The organism is Pseudoalteromonas sp. UBA6610, from assembly GCF_002433295.1.
Lineage (GTDB): Bacteria > Pseudomonadota > Gammaproteobacteria > Enterobacterales > Alteromonadaceae > Pseudoalteromonas > Pseudoalteromonas atlantica.
Genome location: NZ_DJHW01000103.1, coordinates 33,262 through 53,587, shown reverse-complemented (window position 1 = coordinate 53,587; position 20,326 = coordinate 33,262). Strand labels below are relative to the sequence as shown.

Here is a 20,326-nt window from a genome sequence, read left to right as displayed (position 1 = left end):
CATCGTGCTCATCGTGCTCATCGTCGTCATTATTCGCAGAGTGTGAACCACCATGTATTAAATCAATAGCTGCTAGAGGTATGTGTAAGGTTTTATCTACTGGCGTGCCAGTGGCGTTTAAAATACCGACGATAATGAATGGGTTGTCTTTATGATGATGAAAGCTCGTATTACCCATGCCGTGTGAGATTACTATGTTATCACCAAGTGCATACCCTAAACGGCTCGCTACATCGCTGCCAAGTACCACCTGGTTTAAATGCTCAAACTCGTGGCCTTGTTGAAAACTTAACCTTTGTTTTTTACCAAAGCGATAGTGGGTAAAGTAATCGCGGCTTGTACCTAGTACAGCTTGGCCTTTGTGGCTATCGCCTAAACTAATAGGAATGCTCCATTTAACACCACGTTGAGCTGCGATGTACTGATAACTTTGCCAGCTCACCCCATTATTGGCGTAACCTATTCTAAATACAGAGGAAAGCAGTAATTGAATATCGCCAGTGCGGGCGCCTACAATTAGGTCTGTCCCAGATATGGTATTACTAAAACTGGTTTTTGCATCCATGCGAATTCGCTCAATACTTAGTAAAAGCATTACGCTAATAGCAATGGTAAACAATGTGAGCAGTACACTTGCTCGGCGATTTAGCAAACTTTTATAAGCTAACTTAGTCAGGATCATAACTTCTCCTGCAAGCTAACTAGGCTAATTGCACGATTAAATAGCAGTTTTAATGTTTCGTCATGGCTTACAAAAACTAACGTACTGTTGGCGCGCTTAGCCTGTTCGAATAACAGCTTTATAAAGCTTTCTCTATTTGCGGTATCGAGTGCCGAGGTAGGCTCATCAGCAATTATAATCTCTGGGCTGCCAATAAATGCTCGAGCGGCGGCAACCCGCTGTTGCTGACCAATACTGAGCGAGGCAACATCTTTACTATGATAAGACTCACTTAAGCCTAATGCTGTTAATAAGCGTATCGCTTCTTTTTGTAAGCTTGGCTTGGACTCTGTTGTTTGCTGTAAGGCTTTTTGTTTTCTGCTTTTTGAAAATTCACAGCCAAGCGTGACATTCTCAATGGGTGTTAAATACGGTAATAAATTAAAGTTTTGAAAAATATAGCCAATATTCTCCGCTCTAAATACGTCTCTTTGCGTATTGCTAAGTGTATTTAAATCGCGATTTAAAATACGTATGTTGCCACTACTTGGTGTGTTTATACCTGCCAATAGCGCAAGCAGGGTTGATTTACCGACGCCGCTGGGACCATGTAAAAAAATATGCTCGCCTTTATCAACCCTAAGGGTTGGAATATTTAGCGTAGGCTTGGCATCATTTTTATGCCATTTAAAGGTTACATTATCAAGCTCAATCATACAGTGTGGTGTTACCAACCCCAATACTTGAGGTCTTTACGCATTTTAAAGCTTCTAATTATATTTATTGGCTTTGGTTTAAGTTTGTCGCTTTTGTGTAAAAACTCATTAGCTGCGTTAAGCACGCGTAAACTAGATTTACCGTCGCTATAAGGGTGAATATCTAGACAATAATTTTCAATATGCTGCATTAAATTTTTAGGTCTCGTTAATGCGTGCTCTATTGCTGCTTCTATTTTATCAGCCTCTGTCACATTGATTAAATGAGGCTGAGGCTTTTGATTTCGAAATGTAACAACGGGCTTTCTTAGTAATAAAAACATTAATAGCACCGATGATGTATCACACAGCATTATATCAGCCGCTTTGAGAAGAGGGATCACATTATCGGTTTCTATAAAGGTTAAGTTTTTATTATTTAATGCTTTATATTTATCTACCCATTCTTGGGGCATTTTAGGATGAAATTGCATTAAAATACGCCACTTCCCTTGCAGGCTAAATTGCTTTATTTGTTCATATAGTTTGGGAGCTAGTGACAGGTTTCGTGAAAAAGTAGAGCAAATTAGTAGTGTAGGACGTGGATCATTATTTACATAAGGGTTGTTTAGCGTATTACTAAAAAGAGGGTCTAATGTTGGCCAGCCTGTTTCTACTACTTTAAAAAAACCATATTGTCGCGCCAACTCTTTAAATTTGGTGGTGGTATTGGGACCCTGCGTACAGTATAAGTCGAAACACCCACGAATATTAAAGTGATCTTCTTTCCCTCTTCTATTTAGTTTTCCTGAATTAAAACCATGAAAAACAGCTACTTTTTTACCAGGAATAAAACTTGGAACAATATTACCAGGAATAAAAACTAAATCTGGATTCCATTTCTGGGTAGCGGGAATCGAGTTTAAACGCTTTTCATCATCATCTAAAAAGTCGGGGTTTACTTCATTACCCGCTAAAAACCACCGAACTTCTCCACCATGAGCTAAAATTTGCGCCTGAAGCGGCCTTAAAATAGCGTATGAATAATTTTGCGAAATATACATTAGGTATTTTTTATTTGCGGTCGCAGTTAGGTAGTCCAAGCGTTACTCCTCTAGTTAGCACGCTAAGTTTACCGCATTATTACAGCCATATAAATATTGCGTGGTTATTTAAACTGAGCTCTGGGTAATAAACCTATTTCTAGCAGCTATTTTCAGCGCTAACTGCGTTGAGTTTACTTGCAATAGGACAGCTATTGACGCGTAAATTCGCCTTGCTTTCATTGAAAATCTTTGGCTAGAGAAAATAAATTTAAATATAAGCATATTACAACACGCCCTAGTTAGTCACTTAACCAGAGTTCAGGTTATTTAGTTTTCAGTGCTGATTGAGCTTTAGGGTAGGCTGATTTATTATATAGCGCTTATAACCCCATACCATACTTTGCTCTATGAGCATCCCTAACCCCGGAGATAGCATGACTAGCTATAAAGTTTTAGACGTAAACGATGACTTACCCATTCGCACTAAAGGTGCCGTACACAGCGGTAAAGTTCGTTCGGTTTATTGGCTAACAGATGAAGACAGCGCACGCCTCATTAAAGAAAAAAACTATAAAGTTCCGCAAGGAACTGAGCTGGCAATTATGGTTATTTCAGACCGTATTTCTGCTTTTGATTGTATTTGGCAAGGCGAAAATGGCTTAAACGGCGTGCCGGGAAAAGGTATTGCGCTTAACTCTGTTGCATCTCATTGGTTTAAGTTATTTGATAAAGCTGGCCTTGCGGGTAACCACATTGTTGATATTCCACATCCTTATGTATGGATTGTACGCAAAGCAAGTACCGTAAAAGTAGAAGCGATTGCGCGCCAATATATAACCGGCAGCATGTGGCGTGATTACAGTAAAGGGGTTCGCAACTTTTGTGGCATAGATTTACCTCAGGGCTTAACGGCAAACCAAAAGCTTGAAAACGTACTAATAACCCCTTCTACAAAAGGTATTATCGAAGGCGTGGCTGATATTCCACCTGTTGATGATGTGAATATTACGCGCGCTAATATCACTGATAATTTAGACGTATTTAATTTTAAATCGGCAGAGGATGTGACTAAATACGAAAAGCTATTGGTTGAGGGCTTTAAGCTAATTAGTGAAGAGCTGGCAAAGCTTGACCAAATATTTGTAGATACAAAATTTGAGTTTGGTTATGTAGAGGATTTAGACGGTAACCAACAGCTTATTTATATTGATGAAGTAGGCACCCCAGATTCTTCGCGCATATGGGATGGCGCGGCTTACCGCGATGGTAAAATAATCGAAAACTCTAAAGAAGGGTTCCGCCAGTTATTAATTTCTACTGTGCCAGAAAGTGACGTGCTGTTAAATAAAGACCGCATGGATGAGCGTGAGCAACTTGCTAAAGACTTTATTTTACCAGAGTCGGTCATGCTTGAGGTGTCTAACACTTATGTAGGCATTGCCAGTAAAATCATTGGCAAAGAGATTGTAATTCCTGAAGATCCTCGCCAAGAAGTAATTAATATTTTAGATACTGATTACGACCTTATTGTAAAATAGTACAACTAAAGTATGTAAAAAAACAAAGCCCAGTCTTTATTTTTAGTTACTGGGCTATATTCCTTGCAATTAGTGCTAGTCTCTAATTAACTTAACCTAAGATTAACTTTTAGGTGTTGATATGTTTAGGCAAGTGCAGCAAGTTTTTAATAAAAGAGGTTATTTACTCGCCGCTACTTTATTTTTTAGCCAAGGCGTACTGGGCGCAAATATTGATTTAGTAATTCAAGACCAGCATGGTCAGCCACTAAAAGACGCAATCGTTGAGCTTTATAAGGCGGCAAAGTCAGAGCGCACTCCGTTACCCGTTGCGGTAATGGACCAAGTACATAAAGCGTTTTTGCCTGATTTACTGGTGGTGCAAAAAGGCCAGCAGGTTAACTTTCCTAACAGCGATAATATTCGCCATCATGTTTACTCTTTTTCTCAGGCTAAGCCCTTTCAGCTAAAACTCTATTCAGGCCAACCTAAAGAGCCTGTGACTTTTGATCAACAAGGTGTTGTTGTACTAGGCTGTAATATTCATGACTCTATGGTTGGCTATATTTATGTAGCCAATAGTGAGCACGTTTATAAAACGAATAATACGGGTAAGTTAACTTTAGACATAACGCCGTTACCGACTACGCTGAGTGTGTGGCATGCGCTACAAACTGCACCGTTGGAAAATAAAAAAATGATAACAATAAACAATAACAATGAGTTACTAATTAAGGTTAATACCTCCACCCCAGCACCGCGAAATACTTTTGGTAGTAAGTTTAAGGGCGGTAATGACTAACAGTTTAAAAAACCGCATTATTGTTTTATGTGTAGGCTTAGTGTTACTGACCACGATGGTGAGCATTGTTAGCTTTTGGTGGTCTACAAGTAAATTTCAAGAAGAAAAAGTAAATCAAGATATTAGCGTAGCGCAAAATGTATATAAGCAATATCTGAGCGCAAAAGAAAGCCTACTGCTTACTGCTGCTAAAGTACTCACTGCCGACTTTGGCTTTAAGCAAGCGGTTGCCACTCGCGATGCAGGCACCATAAGTAGTGTGTTGTTTAATCACAGCCAGCGTATTGATGCAGAGCTTATGCTACTGATTGATTTATCAGGTAAATTAATTTCAGCCAATACTAATGCAGATTTGTACCCTCAAAATTTAAAGCCGTTACTGGATGAGTTATTAACTTCGCCAGAGCAATCGAGCTTTGTTGTTCTTAATAATCAGTTATATCAAGTTATTTTACTACCTGTAAGGGCGCCTAGAACGGTCGCATACAGCTTAGTGGGTTTTAAAATTGATGACGAAGTCGCCCTAGAACTTAAAAACCTAACAGGAATGGATGTCAGCTTTATTGCTGAGCAGGACAACCTCGTAAGAAGCTCGTTGCTTAATCGCCCAGAGTTTTTTTCACCTAAAAACTACTTTAACACCACCACAACAACGCGTTTGTTTGGTGATTATCCTGTATATAAAAACCAAGATATTATGTTGCCCTCCCTACAAGGGGATGCGGTAACAATTTTGCTCAGTGCTGATTTAACGCAAAGCTATAACGATTTTGAAAACTTATTGTTTACGCTAATTATTATGGCCATTTTAACTATGCTGGTGGGGGTTATTACCAGTAGTTTACTGGCAAATAACTTAACAACCCCACTCTCTCAGCTTGCAGTTATTGCTAGGCAGTTTGCACAAGGTAATTACGCGTTTGAATTTAATGCATCTAAACAAAGTACTGAAATAGCAACCCTTGCTAACGCCTTTGATAACATGGGTAACGATATTAACGAGCGTGAACAAAAAATTAGTTTTCAGGCACGCCATGACTCGCTTACCGGCTTTTATAACCGCTCGGCTATGCTTGAAGTACTCGATGATGAGCTGACTCCCTCTACACAATACACCCTAGTTGCTATTGATATAAAAGGTTTACGGCATATAAACGATAAGCTAGGCCCACGCGTAGGCGATGAATGTTTAAAAGCGGTTGCCAATCGAATTAGTGGCTTTTCGGATGAACTTGGCGGCTTTCATGCGCGTATTGGTGGCGATGAGTTTTTAACTGTGTTTCCAAGTGCCGCTGCCAGAGAGAAAAAAAGCGGTATAGTTGGTTTAATGGCACAGCTATTAGCGTGTTATACCATTAAAACGTTAAAAATTAACTTACGCTTTAGCGCTGGGGTTGTCGAGTATCCTATGCAAGGCCTTGCCAGCGATGATTTAATGCGCCGCGTACTTATTGCCGTAGACAATGCAACAGATAGCCAAGACAGTATTCATTATTACCAAAATGGTGAAGACGAAGCGCATTTAGATCGTCTTAAAATGTTAGATGAGCTTAAACAAGCCATTAGCGATGATGATGGGCAATTATTTATGACCTATCAGCCTAAACTGCATTTACACACACAAAAAATAAATAAAGTCGAATCACTGATCCGCTGGCAACGTAAAGATGGCAGCTGGGTAAACCCAGAACTGTTTATTGATTTAGCCGAGCAATCGGGGCTTATTGTTGAGCTTACATCATGGGTTGTTAACACGGTGGTTTCTCAGGTGGCTGATTGGCAGGCTAAAGGGATTGAAATGCAGGCAGCAATTAATGTGTCAGCACAAGATATTGCCTCACCGAGTTTTCATTCAGCGTTAGTGCGTACTCTAAAAAAATACAATGTTGATCCAACCCTCATTACTGTTGAATTAACTGAGCGCGACATGATTGAAAATGAAGAAAAAGGCATAAAAGCATTACAAAACTTAAAAGCCATTGGTGTAAAAATTTCATTGGATGATTATGGCGTAGGGCAAACATCACTGGGGAGATTAAAAATGCTGCCTATTGATGAGCTAAAGTTAGATAAGTGCTTTATTTTAAAGTTAGATGAGTCGCGCAAGGATCAATACATAGTGCAGTCGTCGATTACCTTAGGGCATCAATTAGGCTTTAGCGTTGTTGCAGAAGGCGTTGAAAACAGAGATTCGTTAGACTTACTTAAACTTATGCATTGTGACCATGCTCAGGGTTACTACCTAAGTAGGCCTTTAAAAGCAGAGTTATTAGAACAGTGGCTAAAGGAATATTATGAAAAAAGTTAAGTGTTTATTACTTGGGTTATTACTTAGCTCGAGTTTTTCTGGTTTAGCAAGCGATGGTAAGTTATTAGCGACCCCCGGGGTTTCGCAAATAGAAGGCAGCGGGGGCGGCGGTATTGTGCCTTGGGCACAGCTTGCAGGTTACGCCAGCGAAGACGAGTTCTCTGTGAATGGCTTTTGTAGCCGTGCAGATGTAACAGACTACACTTTAGATGTATGTGGAGTACAAGTTAACCTATTTAATCGTGTAGAACTTAGCTACGCTCAACAACGTTTTGACGTGCCTGCACTTGATACCGAAATAGAGCAATCTATCACGGGCGCTAAAATTCGTTTATACGGCGACATAGTTTACAGTGACTGGCCGCAATTGAGTGTGGGTATACAGCATAAATCCCTTGATGATGGCGCTGTTGCGACCCTCGTAGGTGCACAAGATACTAGTGGCACTGATTACTACCTAGCAGCTAGTAAACTCCACTTAGGCGCTGTAGGGGGGCTTAACTGGTTTTGGAACGTCACAACTCGCTACAGTGAGGCTAATCAACACGGTTTGCTTGGTTATGGTGGGGCAAATGATGATGCAAAAATTTTATTTGAAGGCAGCACGGCTGTGTTTTTGAGCCGAAGTGTTGCCGTAGGTATAGAGTATAGGCAAAAGTCTAATAACCTTAATTTGGGTGAACAAGACTGGAAAGATTTATTTGTTGCTTGGATGCCAAACAAACACGTGAGTGTCACCGCTGCATACTTAGATTTAGGTAGCATTGCAGGTGCGAGCGATCAAACAGGGTGGTACTTATCGGTAACAGGGTATTGGTAATGAAAAACGTTGTCATTTTATGGTTGTGTTTAAGTGCCCTGGCAGGGTGCGCAAGCTCAACAAATTTATCACTTTATCAAGAGCTTGATGGCCGAGCGGGGCTTGCGCGTATTGTAGACAGTTTTATTTACCAAATAGGTAATGATGAACAAGTACTGCATTATTTTGAACACAGCGACATAAGCCACTTTAGAGAAGGCTTTATTATGCATATGTGTATGCTAGTTGATGGCCCATGCAAGTACAAAGGTGACTCTATGGTAGATATTCATACTGGGATGCACATAACTGAGAAAGATTTTAACCATGTGGTGGACTTACTTGTAAATGCGATGGAAGAGCAAAATATTAGCCATAGCATACAAAATGAGATTCTATCTAGGATGGCACCGCTGCGTAGTAAAATAATAAGAATTTAGGTAACATCTGTAAATTATTTACTCGTAGCAGTGAACCTTACTTTTGTAATAGTGTCCACTTAGTATTATTTCCTATAAACAATAATTGGCGCGCACAGCTTGTATGTCTTACCTATTTATATCCCGCAAAAATGTACACGCAAAGTACTATAAAAAAATAATCAAAAAGCTGAGTATGGATTGCCAACTGCATGTTATGGGGGCGCCAAAGCTTTCAGCTATACACTATTTAAGTAAAGCGTTTAAAGTTGATTTTAACGATGTTATTAATGCACAACTAAAACGTAAGCGCGCCCGTAATAACCTTTGGAACAATGCTTTAGTATCGGCGGTTTACAAAGTGGGGCTGCGCTTTTTTGAGCGTTTGCGTTACGCAAAATATTTAGCTTTATTAACGGAAGTTAACCCTGATGTAATGGTGATATGGAATGGTAATAAACTGCCTAATACTACCGTTGCTATGGCTGCCAAGGCACTGGGTATTAAGCAATTTTATTATGAAAATGGTTTACTTCCGGGTACCACCAGTTTAGACCCTAAAGGGATTAACTTTAATGCGTCGCTAAGTCGAGATCCTGATTTTTATTTAAATTTTAATGCAAATAATGCCTTAAACTTTGATGCACCGGCGCTTGTCCCTCGAGAAAACCATAAAAAACGCTGTGATTTTGCAGCTGAAAATATACCTGAACGCTACATATTTGTGCCTTTTCAAGTGCCTCACGATACGCAATTAGCGAGCTTTTCGCCATGGATTGACTCAATGGAAATGCTATACGATGAAGTTGTTAGCGCAGTGAAAGCATTGAACGACCCTAGTTTAAAGGTCGTTTTTAAAGAACACCCGTCGTGGCACAAGCATTACACCCATTTATACGATAAAGACCCAATTGCACTTTTTGCAAACGGCAATAAAACCTGTGAACTTATTGAATGCGCAGAAGCGGTGATCACTATCAACTCTACGGTCGGTTTAGAAGCACTGTTACTAAATAAGCGCGTAATTACTGTAGGGCAGGCTTGTTATAATATAGAAGGCTTAGTTAAGCATGCTGATACTCGTGAGGGCTTAGCTGCCCAAGTAGCAGATGTAGCTCAAGGATGGCAGTTTAATCCGCAACTACGCGATAAATTTTTTTGCTATTTAAAGCATGTGTATAGTGTGCCGGGCGTTTGGAAACACGCCGAAGAAGAGCATATCAAAGCAATTGAGTTACGTTTTAAAGGGGGGGATAAATTTGCACAATACAGCAACGATGTGCCCAACGAACTTATTTAACCGCGTATTGTATATCAACATGTTGTGATTTAGCTGTAAGGACAATTTTTACAGCCATTTTTACAGCATGTACCTCGCTTTAAAAAAAACCATTTACTAAACACCATGTAGCCATTTTGCATGGTGTAGTCTAGCCCTTCAATTAAATTGTCATTACCTCTAAATTTTTTAGCAAACTCAATTTGTGCTTTGATTGGCTGAGTATAAATATGGGCTAAATAAGCGTTTATTTTATTAAGCGTACATTGCGGGCATAAACAGCTTGTTGCTGACTCTTCAAGCGGTAAAATAGCAGGTAATTGGTTACACCAACATGCGTTTATATCGTTTACATTACAACTAAGCGCAGTGTGGCATTGTGAGCAGTTTAATCTCGTCATTTTAAGTCTTATCAGCAGTAGAGCAGCAAGAATAACAAATATTATGAATATACAAAAAGCATTGGCCGAATTTATTACCTTTGGTGAGCAAAGAGATGATGCTATTAGCGTGATTATTTCTACCCCAGCAGAGGAAAGTGCTCCCGGTTATACACTCACAAAGCCGGTATTGATTGACGTGCTAACACGTTGTGTAAACCACGAAATAGAGATAGATGATTTAGAGTTATGGGCAAATGTGGTTGAATCGCGAGATGATATAAATTGCGCCGAACACGAAGGGATTATTTTTGCGCTCAGTAATAGCGAGCAAATGGGTGAACTTGATAAGCGTAAGCTGACTGTATTGTTGAAGCTGCTACAGAGCTAAGCGTAATTTAGTAATGATTGTATTTAAACCGTTTTAAATTATCATCAGGTGCAGCGAAATCAAACTTAGCTTATAGATTAACATTGCTCTGAACTCAAAACCGTGAACTACGAGAACAGAGCAATGTGATAAAACGTCTTTATTCAGAGGGCTTACAGCTCTTCACTTTCTTTAATTGTTGCAAATGCGGTGTTTAAACGTGTTACTGTTTCAGGCAGTTGGTCGTCTAAAATGTCTGCTTTATCTGCACCCCATGCTAGTACCACTGTTGAGCCTAGTTTAAAGCGGCCCATTTCTTCACCTTTTTTAAGGGTAATGGCGTTTTCGCCTTTAGTAGGGTAGTTCCAGCTAAACACATCGCTACCGGCTGGTGGTGTTACGGTGCCAGCCCAAACGGTCTCTATGCTGGCAACAATGGTTGCGCCTACTAGTACCATAGCAAGTGGGCCAATTTCGGTTTCAAAAATAGCCACTACACGTTCGTTACGAGCAAATAAATTAGGGACATTTCGCGCTGTAAGCGGGTTTACCGAAAATAAGTCGCCCGGTACGTAAATCATTTTACTTAGTGTGCCGTCTATAGGCATATGAATACGGTGGTAGTCTTTTGGCGCTAAATAAATAGTAGCAAATTTTCCGCCTAAAAATGGTGTTGTATCATCTTCAGAGCCACCTAATAGTGCTTGTAGACTGTAGTCATGACCTTTTGCTTGTATCAGCTGCCCATCAACAATGTCGCCCAGTTGGCTAATTGCACCATCAACAGGGTGAGTAATTACGTTCTCGCCTTGCGCCATTGGACGCACACCATCTTTTAATGGGCGAGTAAAAAATTCATTAAACGTTTTGTAGTGCGCAGGGTCTTCATACAAAGCCTCGTTCATGTCTACTTTATATTGTTTAATAAATAGTTTAATAAGCGTTGTAGTTAAAGCACCGGCTTTTGCTGCTGCTAATTTACCTACTACGCGTGAAATAAAGTGCTTTGGCATTGCATACTGCATTGCAATTTTAAATTTGTCTAAACTCACAGATTGTTTCCTAAATTAAACGCGAGGTGCGCGTGCACCAGCACGGCCATCGGCCATTGTTTCTAAAATACGGTGGTAGCTGTCGAATCGCAATTGCGAAATATCGCCATCGGCTACCGCTTGTTGAATTATACAGCCTGGGTCGTTTAAATGCTTACAGTCTCTAAAACGACATCCACCTATAAACTCTCTAAATTCTTTAAAGCACCAGGTTACCCGTTCAACATCTAAGTGCCATAAACCAAACTCACGTATTCCCGGTGAGTCAATTAGGTTACCACCACTTGGTAGGTGATGTAAGCGCGATACAGTGGTGGTATGTTGCCCTAAGCCACTGTTTTCTGATACTTCTTTAGTTAATATTTCGGCATCAGGAAGCACAGTGTTAACTAAGGTTGATTTACCTACGCCACTTTGACCAACAAAAATATTATTTTTATCAACCAGTACGTTTTTTAAATCATCTATGCCTTCGCCGGTTACACTACTTACAAGCAGTACCTGATAACCAAGGCCTCGATAAATATCGAGTACTTTTTGAATTTCATTTAGGCCTTCGTCGTCGATTAAATCGATTTTATTAAGTACTAAAATAGGTTCTATACCCATGTCTTCACAGGCAATTAAGTAACGGTCGATAATACTGGGCGTAAACTCTGGTAGTACCGCTGAGACCATTAAAATTTGATCAATATTTGCAGCGATTACTTTTACGCCATCGTAAAAGTCGGGACGCGTAAGCTGTGAGCGGCGTTCTTGTGTTGCTTCAATAACACCCGCTAAGTCGCCTTCACTTACTTTTGCGCGGCGAAATAGTACTTGATCACCACACACTAAGTTAGTAACGGTACGGCGAATATTACAGCGTAATACGTCACCTTCTTGTGTTTCTACATCGGCGTGTTGGCCAAAACGGCTGATCACGACAGCGTTTTCGGTTGCGCCCAGATTATCTGTTTGCCACTCTTGTGCGCCACCTTTTGCCAATTTTGTATCGGCATTATTTAAGCGCTTTTGATGATTAGCCTTGATCCTGCGAGATTGGCCTTTACTTAATTTTTTCTGTTTTGCCACTTTTGGCCTATAACCTTGGTTTAAATGTCGGCTTTGCGTATAAAAAAGCTTTAGCTCGACGGTTGATGCTAATATGATATATCGAAATGCGTTGGATCTAAAGAAAAGCACTGTTTAAGGTTACTATGACTATTAATGAATCTAATTTAATTTGGCTTGATCTGGAAATGACTGGACTTGAGCCGGCCACAGATAAAATACTCGAAATTGCAACAGTAGTAACTGATGCCGATTTAAATATACTCGCGGAAGGGCCTACTATAGCTATTCACCAAAGTGATGAGTTGTTAGATGGCATGGACGAATGGTGTACTACACAGCATGGGAAATCAGGTCTGACGGCCCGTTGTAAAGCCAGTACATATGATGAAGCTTATGCGGTTGAACAAACGCTTAATTTTTTAAAGCAGTGGGTTCCTGCTGGTAAATCACCTATGTGTGGTAACTCAATAGGTCAAGACAGACGCTTTATGAATAAGTATATGCGCGAGCTTGAAGACTTTTTTCATTATCGAAATTTAGATGTAAGCACAATTAAAGAGCTTGCCCGACGTTGGAAGCCTGAGGTACTAGAACAGGTAAATAAAAAAGGCTCTCATTTAGCTCTCGATGACATTAAAGATTCTATTATGGAATTAAAGGTGTATAGAGAAAAATTCTTTAATTTGTAAAAAACACTTGCAAACACATTAGATTATTGTAGAATCCTGCCCCGCTCAAGACGATAACCCTCGCGGGGTTGGTGTGTTTGAGTGGTTTAAATACCATCAGTAAGTTCGGCACTAGCTCAGTTGCCAGAATGTAGGACGCGACCTGTCGCGCACCAACGGACAAATTACTGACAATCTTTAAAGCGGCACTAGCTCAGTTGCCAGAACGTAGGACGCGGCCTGTCGCGCACCAACGGACAAATTACTGACAATATTTAAAGCGGCACTAGTTCAGTTGCCAGAATGTAGGACGCGACCTGTCGCGCACCAACGGACAAATTACTGACTAAATATGAAGCGGCACTAGCTCAGTTGGTAGAGCGCGACCTTGCCAAGGTCGAGGTCACGAGTTCGAGCCTCGTGTGCCGCTCCAATTTCTCACCAAAGAAATTGGAATATTGAATGAAATGTAATGCGGCACTAGCTCAGTTGCCAGAATGTAGGACGCGACCTGTCGCGCACCAACGGACAAATTACTGACAATCTATAAAGCGGCACTAGTTCAGTTGCCAGAACGTAGGACGCGACCCGTCGCGCACCAACGGACAAATTACTGACTAACTATGAAGCGGCACTAGCTCAGTTGGTAGAGCGCGACCTTGCCAAGGTCGAGGTCACGAGTTCGAGCCTCGTGTGCCGCTCCAATTTCTAACCAAAAGAAATTGTACAAATATATAGTTTATAAAGCGGCACTAGCTCAGTTGGTAGAGCGCGACCTTGCCAAGGTCGAGGTCACGAGTTCGAGCCTCGTGTGCCGCTCCAATCTCTCTAAATACCCCACTAAAATAAACATCTCTTTAAAACAATATCTTGATCTGATTTATAGCTACGAAAATTATTTATAAATATTAAACGCACGAGTGGCCGCATGCCGCCGCGCGATATAAAGGGTTTTAAATAATGCGAAGTGACGTGGTAAAAGCTAGGGAGGGGAGGTCAATACAAGGTTAAAAGGTTTCGCCTTGCAAGGTCGCTATAATACGTCTTGCACCGCCAGCGTCGCGATGCTCACCTAAGTAAATACCTTGCCATGTACCTAGCGCTAAGCGCCCATTGCTTATAGGAATACTTAATTCACACCCTAACGTACTGGTTTTTATATGGGCTGGCATATCATCATCACCTTCGTAATCGTGACGATAGTAAGGCTGGCGCTCGGGAACAAAATGGTTAAAGTGGCTTTCCATATCCATGCGCACTGTTGGATCGGCGTTTTCGTTTATGGTTAAACTTGCCGATGTGTGCTGAATAAACAAATGTAATAGGCCAACTTTATAATTGGCCAGCTCGCTCAGCTGCGCGAGTATTTCATCATCAATTAAATGAAATCCTCGAGCACGCGGTTTTAAGGTTATTTGAGTTTGTTGCCAGCTCATAACTTATCAAAGCTAACTTCTATATTTGCATCGCCTGCATCACAGCTAAATGGCATAATTATTTTTTTGCCCTTACTTTTATGTGTGATGGTGTGGCCTTTACCTGCAACTACAATTGGCGTAGCCATATCAAAGTCATAGCCTTTTTCGCCGAGTAAGTTTTTAGCTCCACCGGTAACCATATTAGTAATTTCCCCAACCATATCAGTTACTTCATCGTCTATGTTGTCAGGGCGCTCACCAAGCATGCGTTCCATGATGGTCAGAGCTAAGTTTTCATCAAAGGTAATTGAAAATGAGCCACGAGTTTGCGCGCCCACCATGCCAATTAAACCAGATACATCGCCACAGGCGACTTCGTCTGTTTTTATACGCGGCTTACCTGGTTTTAACTCGGTTTGTGCCATTGTAGATAACACATTGATCAAAGAAGATAAAAATGGATTAATGAACTCAACATTCATGTTAGGTACTCTTAAAATTGGTGCTAAAGTGGCTATCTAAATATGAGTATAGCTTTAAAACAAACTTTGGGTTTAGCTTCTACAAGACTCACACTTACCGTGTGCTTCAATAGTTTGTCCTGATACAACAAAGCCGCTTTCTGCTGCTAAGTTGTTTAGCTCGTGAGAAATAACCGTAGAGTGCAGCTCTTTTACAAAGCCACAACTATCACAAATTAATAGCTGCACAGGATGAATATGATCAAAGTGATGGCAAAGCATAAATGCATTGGTGCTTTCTATTTTGTGAATAAAGCCCAGCTCTGATAAAAAGTCTAGCGCACGGTAGATTGTTGCAGGTTTTGCGCCTGTTTCTGTTACTTTTAATTGCTCAAGTAAATCGTACGCCCCAACGCCGCCTTGGGCGCTAGCTAATAGGCGAAATACTTTTTCGCGGATAGGCGTAAAACGCGCACCACGGTTGTCACAAACTTGTTTTGCTTTACTTACGAGTGATTCTATATTCATCATTCTCTTATCCTTACGCTACCGTGATATACTAACATACTGTGTTGTACTTGCAGCGTTTTTATTAAACACTTTTTATCTAGGAACCCCATTAATGCATGAACTGGTAGCTATATTTATTTTCTTTTTTGCGGTGATAGACCCTATAGGTACAGTGCCTGTATTTATTGCTGTGACACGTGGGGAAGATGAAAAGTTTAAACGAAAAGTTGTTTTTAAAGCCGTGGGTGTATCCGCTGTGGTTTTACTCTTTTTTGTTATTGCCGGTGAGCAGCTATTAAATGCAATTGAAATACCGCTGTCGGCGTTTCAAATAGCGGGGGGCATAGTCCTGCTTATTTTTGCGCTTTCAATGATTTTTGGTGAAAGTAAGCCCGAGTCTGAGATTAAAAGTGTGCGCGACAGCACAGAAACCGCTATTTTTCCGCTAGCCATTCCCTCTATAGCAAGCCCAGGCGCCATGCTTGGCGCAGTACTGATGACCCGTAACGAAGAATACACGTGGGTTGAGCAAGTTACTACATCGTCGATGATGTTGGTTGTATTAGTTGTTGTGCTTGTGCTGTTGTTACTCGCAAATCATGTGCATAAATTAATAGGCGACAGTGGCGCAAGTATTATAAGTAGAATCATGGGGTTAATTTTAAGCTCTGTGGCAGTTACAAATATACTCAACGGTATCGCGCATTATTTTGGTTTACAAATATACAGCTAACATTGATGCTAATTAGGCTTTTGTGTAAAATACAGCGCCTTTTTATGGGCGCATTTACTTATAATCCCCGAGGCTTTTACATTGCAAAAACGCACATTAGATAATCCAACGTTAAACAGACGTTTTTCTGTTGCACCCATGCTTGATTGGACTGATCGTCATTGTCGCACTTTTCATCGTAAGATGAGTAAGCACGCTGTTTTATACACTGAGATGATCACCACGGGGGCGATTTTATTTGGTCGCGGCGATTACCTACACTTTAATCAGCACGAGGGGCCGGTTGCTTTGCAGCTGGGGGGGTCTGATCCCGAGGCGCTAGCAAAGTGTGCAAAGCTTGCCGGTGAGCGTGGCTACGATGAGATTAACTTAAATGTAGGCTGCCCTTCAGATAGAGTACAGAACGGGCGCTTTGGTGCATGCCTAATGGCCGAGCCTGAGCTGGTTGCCCAGTGTGTTGCGGCAATGAAAAGCGAAGTTAGTATTCCTGTTACGGTAAAAACACGCATCGGTATTGATGAGCAAGACTCGTATGAGTTTTTATGCGCATTAATTGAAGCCAGCCATAAAGTTGGCTGTGATGACTTTATTATTCATGCCCGTAAAGCGTGGTTAAATGGTTTAAGCCCTAAAGAAAATCGTGAAGTACCGCCTCTTGATTACCCACGCGTTTACCAACTAAAAAAAGACTACCCACAGCTCGACTTAAGCATTAATGGCGGCGTTAAAACAATTGAAGAAAGCCTAGCGCATTTAGCGCATATAGACGGCGTTATGATTGGTCGCGAAGCATATAGTAATCCATTTATGCTTAATGAGGTGGATGAAAAGATTTATGGTGAGGTGGCTAATACTCAGACTCGTCACGATGTGGTGCGCGCTATGTATGATTACATAGAAGAAGAAATGCGTTTAGGTGCTAACTTTTGGCATATAGCACGCCATATGCTGGGAATTTTTCAGGGGCAGCCAGGGGCGCGCGGATTTAGACGTCACCTTTCAGAAAACGGTCACGGTAAACAGGCTGATTTGTCGGTAATGGATAAAGCATTAAGTTTTGTGCCTGAGTAATACTAAAGCGTTGACCAGTTATAAAAAAACCACTTTATAAAGTGGTTTTTTTATAACTAAAATTTAGTCAAAAGATAAATAAATTAGTGATTTTAGCTTATTAGCATTCAGTTTTTAGTCAGTTTAAAATAACGTATTAGTTATCTAACTGTCTGAATATAAAGGCTTATAAATAAATTTTTGTTAATTGGCATAACTCTTGGAATCCTGTTGTTGTTATCAATTAAAAACAACAGGACAAAACAATGAGTATATTTAATCGCGTAAATGATGTTATCCAATCCAATATTGCTGCCATGCTGGATAAAGCAGAAGACCCAGAAAAACTCCTCAACCTTATGCTAAGTGAAATGCAAGAAGCGCTTAACGAATGTAGAAGCACGGCCGCAGCCTTGCTGTGCGAAGAAAAAACGCTTAAACGCCAAATTGCACAAAAACAAAAAGACTTAACTTTGTGGCAAACAAAAGCTGAGCTGGCAGTTGCTAAAAACCGTGACGATTTAGCCAAGTCTGCGTTAGTAGAAAAACAGCGAGTAGATGAGCAAATTGCAGCAAAAAACACTCAGCTAAATACTCTAAAAGAGTCGATAGAGAAAATTACGGCAGATTGTGAGCGCTTACAGCAAAAAATGGCGCAAGCTAAAAGCAAACAAGCTCAATTAATAAAACGCCACGATATTGTTGCTGCACGTGAAAAAGTGAACATGCAATTACACAGTGACAAGGTCGCAAATGCTTTGTCTCGCTTTGAAATGATAGAACAAAAAGTGGAAGGCATAGAAGCACAGGTTGATGCTTATGAACTTACAAATACAGCGCAATCAACCGCTGAGCAAATTGAGTCTTTAGTTAAAAATGAAAAAATAGATGCAGAGCTGGCTCGTTTAAAAGCCAGTGTTAAGCAAAGTAATACCAATACAACTGCGCCAAGCGCTTAAGGAGTAGAGTATGAATAACTTTAAAACACAGCGTAGTTGGTACAAAGATTCACTGAATAAAAAAATATCGGGCGTATGCAGTGGGTTAGCGCGTCGCCTTGATTTTCCAGTGTGGTCAACACGCTTAGTAACAATTTTATTATTTATAAGTTTTCCGTTTGCAGTAGCGCTTGGTTATTTGATTGCTCACTGCTGCCTTGAAGAGCGTGCGTATTAGGAGAGGGATATGAAAACCTTAGCAATATGTGTTGTCGTATATTTGTTACTTTTTACTGATACTGTGTCGCTAATACATTTTGATTCATGGCAGTTTCCACTTTGGATTGCAGATATGAGCTGGGTGGGGCTTGAGCTGGCTGGTGTTTTAGTCGCTATTATTGCAGTAGTAGCCGTAATGGCTTTAGTGACCATGGGGTTAATAGGCGCAGTGATTGTCGCGCTGGTTGGCACCATTTTGGCACTGTTATTTGGTTCAGTGATGATAGCCTGGCCATTATTATTTGTAGCTGTACTATGCTGGTTGGTGCTCGATAACAAAAAAGTAACCTCTTAAGCCTTAATTTAACTGACTATTATTAGTTAACTATGTTAAATTTAAAGTGAAAATTTATGCTTTCACAAGGAATAAAGCGATGATGAAGCAGTGCTTTTTTATGGCCTCGGCGTTAATGATTAATGTGTTTTCGTCATCGGTTGCTGCACATGCTGGGCACAGCCACGATACAGACGAAGCTAAGCTTGAAGTAAGCCATGCACAAGTAAGGGCATTTTTGCCTGGTAGTAAATCGAGTGTTGGCTATTTAACAATTTCTAACCACGGTGGTGGTGTTGCTAAATTAACTAAAGCGACCATCGAAGGTTTAGGCCGTGTAGAAATACATGAGCATAAACATGTCAACGGCATGATGAAAATGCAACAGGTTAAAGCCGTTACTATTAAGGGCCATGAAAGCCTAAGCTTTGAGCCTGGTGGTTACCATTTAATGGTATTTGATCCACAAGAACCGCTAAAAGTAGGGCAAGAACGTAAACTCACGCTATATTTTAGTGACGGTAACCGCTTGTTTAATAATGCTCAAGTGGTTTCGCTTGAAGCGCAAGCTGCGCATTCAAAGCCATCTAAAAAACAACACGCTCATCACTAGGAGGATAAATGTCGCAACATAAAGGAAAAATAGCTGGTGCCTTAGTGGTACTACTTATTATTTTTTACGCTATTGCAGTTTATTGGAGCATTGAGCCGGCACGTTTTAACGTAGTAACTAATGCAAAAGAAACGGCGCAAGCACGCAACGAAAAAATGGTAACAGGCTATACAACCACCTCAACGCTTATTACCGTTGCTAGCACATTACTTGATAAGCAAGGTGGGTATTTATCAAACGATGTGATGCCGCCAAGTGTGATAATGGATGACATGCCTGCGTGGGAATATGGCGCGCTTGAAATGGTGCGTGATTTAGCGCTATCAATGCGTAAAGACTTTAGCCGTTCACAGTCGCAATCTACCGAACATGAAGCCCTTAAAAAAGCGCAGCCGCAATTTAATATTAGCTCTGAAGCATGGGCATGGCCAAGTGCCGAGGGAGAGTACCAAAAGGGAATAGACTACCTTCTTGTGTACCGCTCACAAATTGCTAACGAGCATGAGCGCGATAGCCAATTTTATTCACGTGCAGATAATCTTCGTAGCTGGTTAAAAGAAGCCGAAAAGCGTTTAGGCAGTTTAAGTCAGCGTTTAAGTGCAAGTGTTGGCCAAGACAAAGTAAATACCGATTTAGCTGGTAATTCCTCAAACACGCAAGCGACCTACACACCACTTCAGCAACAAGTAAGAACCTCGTGGTGGGAAATAGACGACGTGTTTTATGAGTCGCGCGGTGCAACGTGGGCGTTATTACACTTTTTACAAGCAGTTGAGTATGACTTTGCTGATGTATTAGAAAAGAAAAATGCGCGTGTAAGCTTACAGCAAATCATACGTGAGCTTGAGGCAACACAAGAAACCGTGTGGAGCCCAATTATATTAAACGGGAATGGTTTTGGCTTTGTGGCAAATCATTCTTTAGTTATGGCAAATTATATTTCAAGAGCCAATGCGGCTTTAATCGAACTTAGCGAACTACTAGCTCAAGGATAAAAA

24 protein-coding genes and 3 tRNA genes are annotated in these 20,326 nt (G+C 40.8%); 18 read left to right on the top strand and 9 right to left on the bottom strand.

What is annotated here, in order from left to right:
- The 3 genes from B4F91_RS13840 to B4F91_RS13830 all read right to left on the bottom strand — a co-directional run.
- Nucleotides 1–682, bottom strand: a 682-nt coding sequence (locus B4F91_RS13840) for an ABC transporter permease (protein WP_288635885.1), incomplete at its 3' end; no start/stop codon positions are given.
- A complete protein-coding gene (locus B4F91_RS13835) occupies nt 679–1,377 on the bottom strand; it encodes an ABC transporter ATP-binding protein (protein WP_286938253.1) in 699 nt (232 codons plus the stop codon). The genes B4F91_RS13835 and B4F91_RS13840, both read right to left, overlap by 4 nt.
- Before the next feature lie 11 nt (nt 1,378–1,388).
- Nucleotides 1,389–2,459, bottom strand: coding sequence for a CDP-glycerol glycerophosphotransferase family protein (locus B4F91_RS13830; protein ID WP_096041158.1), 1,071 nt, complete (start codon nt 2,457–2,459; stop codon nt 1,389–1,391).
- A 377-nt stretch (nt 2,460–2,836) separates the two neighbouring features.
- On the opposite strand from B4F91_RS13830, the gene B4F91_RS13825 reads away from it, so the two are divergent.
- The 6 genes from B4F91_RS13825 (at nt 2,837) to B4F91_RS13800 (ending at nt 9,547) form a co-directional block, all read left to right on the top strand.
- Nucleotides 2,837–3,940 carry a phosphoribosylaminoimidazolesuccinocarboxamide synthase gene (locus B4F91_RS13825; protein WP_286938256.1) on the top strand — a complete coding sequence of 368 codons (1,104 nt, stop codon included), beginning with the start codon at nt 2,837–2,839 and terminating at the stop codon, nt 3,938–3,940.
- Nucleotides 3,941–4,061: 121 nt separating this feature from the next.
- Nucleotides 4,062–4,721, top strand: coding sequence for a methylamine utilization protein (locus B4F91_RS13820; protein WP_286938259.1), 660 nt, complete (start codon nt 4,062–4,064; stop codon nt 4,719–4,721).
- Entirely contained in the window at nt 4,714–7,029 is a 2,316-nt protein-coding gene (locus B4F91_RS13815; RefSeq protein WP_264390093.1) for a bifunctional diguanylate cyclase/phosphodiesterase, read from the top strand. The genes B4F91_RS13820 and B4F91_RS13815 overlap by 8 nt, the downstream gene beginning before the upstream one ends.
- A complete protein-coding gene (locus B4F91_RS13810) occupies nt 7,016–7,849 on the top strand; it encodes a DUF3034 family protein (RefSeq protein WP_286938261.1) in 834 nt (277 codons plus the stop codon). Before B4F91_RS13815 ends, B4F91_RS13810 begins: the two co-directional genes overlap by 14 nt.
- Complete coding sequence (locus B4F91_RS13805; RefSeq protein WP_288635875.1) at nt 7,849–8,268, top strand: group I truncated hemoglobin; 420 nt, start codon at nt 7,849–7,851, stop codon at nt 8,266–8,268. The genes B4F91_RS13810 and B4F91_RS13805 overlap by 1 nt, the downstream gene beginning before the upstream one ends.
- A gap of 175 nt (nt 8,269–8,443) precedes the next feature.
- Nucleotides 8,444–9,547, top strand: a complete 1,104-nt coding sequence (locus tag B4F91_RS13800; RefSeq protein WP_286938264.1) for a capsular biosynthesis protein — start codon at nt 8,444–8,446, stop codon at nt 9,545–9,547.
- Between the two features lie 29 nt (nt 9,548–9,576).
- On the opposite strand, the gene B4F91_RS13795 is transcribed toward B4F91_RS13800, so the two are convergent.
- Nucleotides 9,577–9,927 carry a DUF5522 domain-containing protein gene (locus B4F91_RS13795; protein ID WP_029773276.1) on the bottom strand — a complete coding sequence of 117 codons (351 nt, stop codon included), beginning with the start codon at nt 9,925–9,927 and terminating at the stop codon, nt 9,577–9,579.
- A gap of 43 nt (nt 9,928–9,970) precedes the next feature.
- Here B4F91_RS13795 and B4F91_RS13790 point away from each other — a divergent pair, with 43 nt between their 5' ends.
- Nucleotides 9,971–10,297, top strand: a complete 327-nt coding sequence (locus B4F91_RS13790; RefSeq protein WP_286938266.1) for a hypothetical protein — start codon at nt 9,971–9,973, stop codon at nt 10,295–10,297.
- 152 nt (nt 10,298–10,449) lie between these two features.
- Here B4F91_RS13790 and asd read toward each other — a convergent pair whose 3' ends face one another.
- Both asd and rsgA read right to left on the bottom strand, forming a co-directional pair.
- Nucleotides 10,450–11,328, bottom strand: coding sequence for an archaetidylserine decarboxylase (asd, locus tag B4F91_RS13785; RefSeq protein ID WP_004589055.1), 879 nt, complete (start codon nt 11,326–11,328; stop codon nt 10,450–10,452).
- 15 nt (nt 11,329–11,343) lie between these two features.
- A complete protein-coding gene (rsgA, locus tag B4F91_RS13780) occupies nt 11,344–12,402 on the bottom strand; it encodes a small ribosomal subunit biogenesis GTPase RsgA (RefSeq protein WP_064386962.1) in 1,059 nt (352 codons plus the stop codon).
- Between the two features lie 125 nt (nt 12,403–12,527).
- Here rsgA and orn point away from each other — a divergent pair, with 125 nt between their 5' ends.
- The 4 genes from orn to B4F91_RS13760 all read left to right on the top strand — a co-directional run bounded on the left by orn (nt 12,528) and on the right by B4F91_RS13760 (nt 13,874).
- Nucleotides 12,528–13,073, top strand: coding sequence for an oligoribonuclease (gene orn / locus B4F91_RS13775; RefSeq protein ID WP_004589057.1), 546 nt, complete (start codon nt 12,528–12,530; stop codon nt 13,071–13,073).
- 336 nt (nt 13,074–13,409) lie between these two features.
- A tRNA-Gly gene (locus B4F91_RS13770) sits at nt 13,410–13,485 on the top strand.
- Nucleotides 13,486–13,680: 195 nt separating this feature from the next.
- A tRNA-Gly gene (locus B4F91_RS13765) sits at nt 13,681–13,756 on the top strand.
- A gap of 42 nt (nt 13,757–13,798) precedes the next feature.
- A tRNA-Gly gene (locus B4F91_RS13760) sits at nt 13,799–13,874 on the top strand.
- A 185-nt stretch (nt 13,875–14,059) separates the two neighbouring features.
- Here the strand turns inward: B4F91_RS13760 and B4F91_RS13755 are convergent.
- The 3 genes from B4F91_RS13755 to B4F91_RS13745 form a co-directional block, all read right to left on the bottom strand.
- The gene (locus B4F91_RS13755) at nt 14,060–14,488 is read right to left on the bottom strand and encodes a secondary thiamine-phosphate synthase enzyme YjbQ (protein WP_054983902.1); all 429 of its coding nucleotides are present in this window, start codon (nt 14,486–14,488) and stop codon (nt 14,060–14,062) included.
- On the bottom strand, nt 14,485–14,952 hold the full coding sequence (locus B4F91_RS13750) for a chemotaxis protein CheX (protein WP_029773279.1): 468 nt from the start codon (nt 14,950–14,952) through the stop codon (nt 14,485–14,487). Before B4F91_RS13750 ends, B4F91_RS13755 begins: the two co-directional genes overlap by 4 nt.
- 72 nt (nt 14,953–15,024) lie before the next feature.
- On the bottom strand, nt 15,025–15,459 hold the full coding sequence (locus B4F91_RS13745) for a transcriptional repressor (RefSeq protein WP_029773280.1): 435 nt from the start codon (nt 15,457–15,459) through the stop codon (nt 15,025–15,027).
- 94 nt (nt 15,460–15,553) lie between these two features.
- Here B4F91_RS13745 and B4F91_RS13740 point away from each other — a divergent pair, with 94 nt between their 5' ends.
- The 7 genes from B4F91_RS13740 (at nt 15,554) to B4F91_RS13710 (ending at nt 20,323) form a co-directional block, all read left to right on the top strand.
- The gene (locus tag B4F91_RS13740) at nt 15,554–16,174 is read left to right on the top strand and encodes a MarC family protein (protein ID WP_004589061.1); all 621 of its coding nucleotides are present in this window, start codon (nt 15,554–15,556) and stop codon (nt 16,172–16,174) included.
- A gap of 81 nt (nt 16,175–16,255) precedes the next feature.
- Nucleotides 16,256–17,245, top strand: coding sequence for a tRNA dihydrouridine(20/20a) synthase DusA (gene dusA, locus B4F91_RS13735; RefSeq protein WP_096041166.1), 990 nt, complete (start codon nt 16,256–16,258; stop codon nt 17,243–17,245).
- A gap of 245 nt (nt 17,246–17,490) precedes the next feature.
- Complete coding sequence (locus tag B4F91_RS13730) at nt 17,491–18,183, top strand: PspA/IM30 family protein (RefSeq protein WP_064385744.1); 693 nt, start codon at nt 17,491–17,493, stop codon at nt 18,181–18,183.
- A gap of 10 nt (nt 18,184–18,193) precedes the next feature.
- Complete coding sequence (locus B4F91_RS13725; RefSeq protein ID WP_054983547.1) at nt 18,194–18,400, top strand: PspC domain-containing protein; 207 nt, start codon at nt 18,194–18,196, stop codon at nt 18,398–18,400.
- A 9-nt stretch (nt 18,401–18,409) separates the two neighbouring features.
- On the top strand, nt 18,410–18,736 hold the full coding sequence (locus B4F91_RS13720) for a hypothetical protein (RefSeq protein WP_286938385.1): 327 nt from the start codon (nt 18,410–18,412) through the stop codon (nt 18,734–18,736).
- A gap of 79 nt (nt 18,737–18,815) precedes the next feature.
- Entirely contained in the window at nt 18,816–19,328 is a 513-nt protein-coding gene (locus B4F91_RS13715; protein WP_286938387.1) for a copper chaperone PCu(A)C, read from the top strand.
- An 8-nt stretch (nt 19,329–19,336) separates the two neighbouring features.
- The gene (locus tag B4F91_RS13710) at nt 19,337–20,323 is read left to right on the top strand and encodes a DUF2333 family protein (RefSeq protein WP_004585847.1); all 987 of its coding nucleotides are present in this window, start codon (nt 19,337–19,339) and stop codon (nt 20,321–20,323) included.
- The last annotated feature ends 3 nt before the right edge of the window (nt 20,324–20,326 follow it).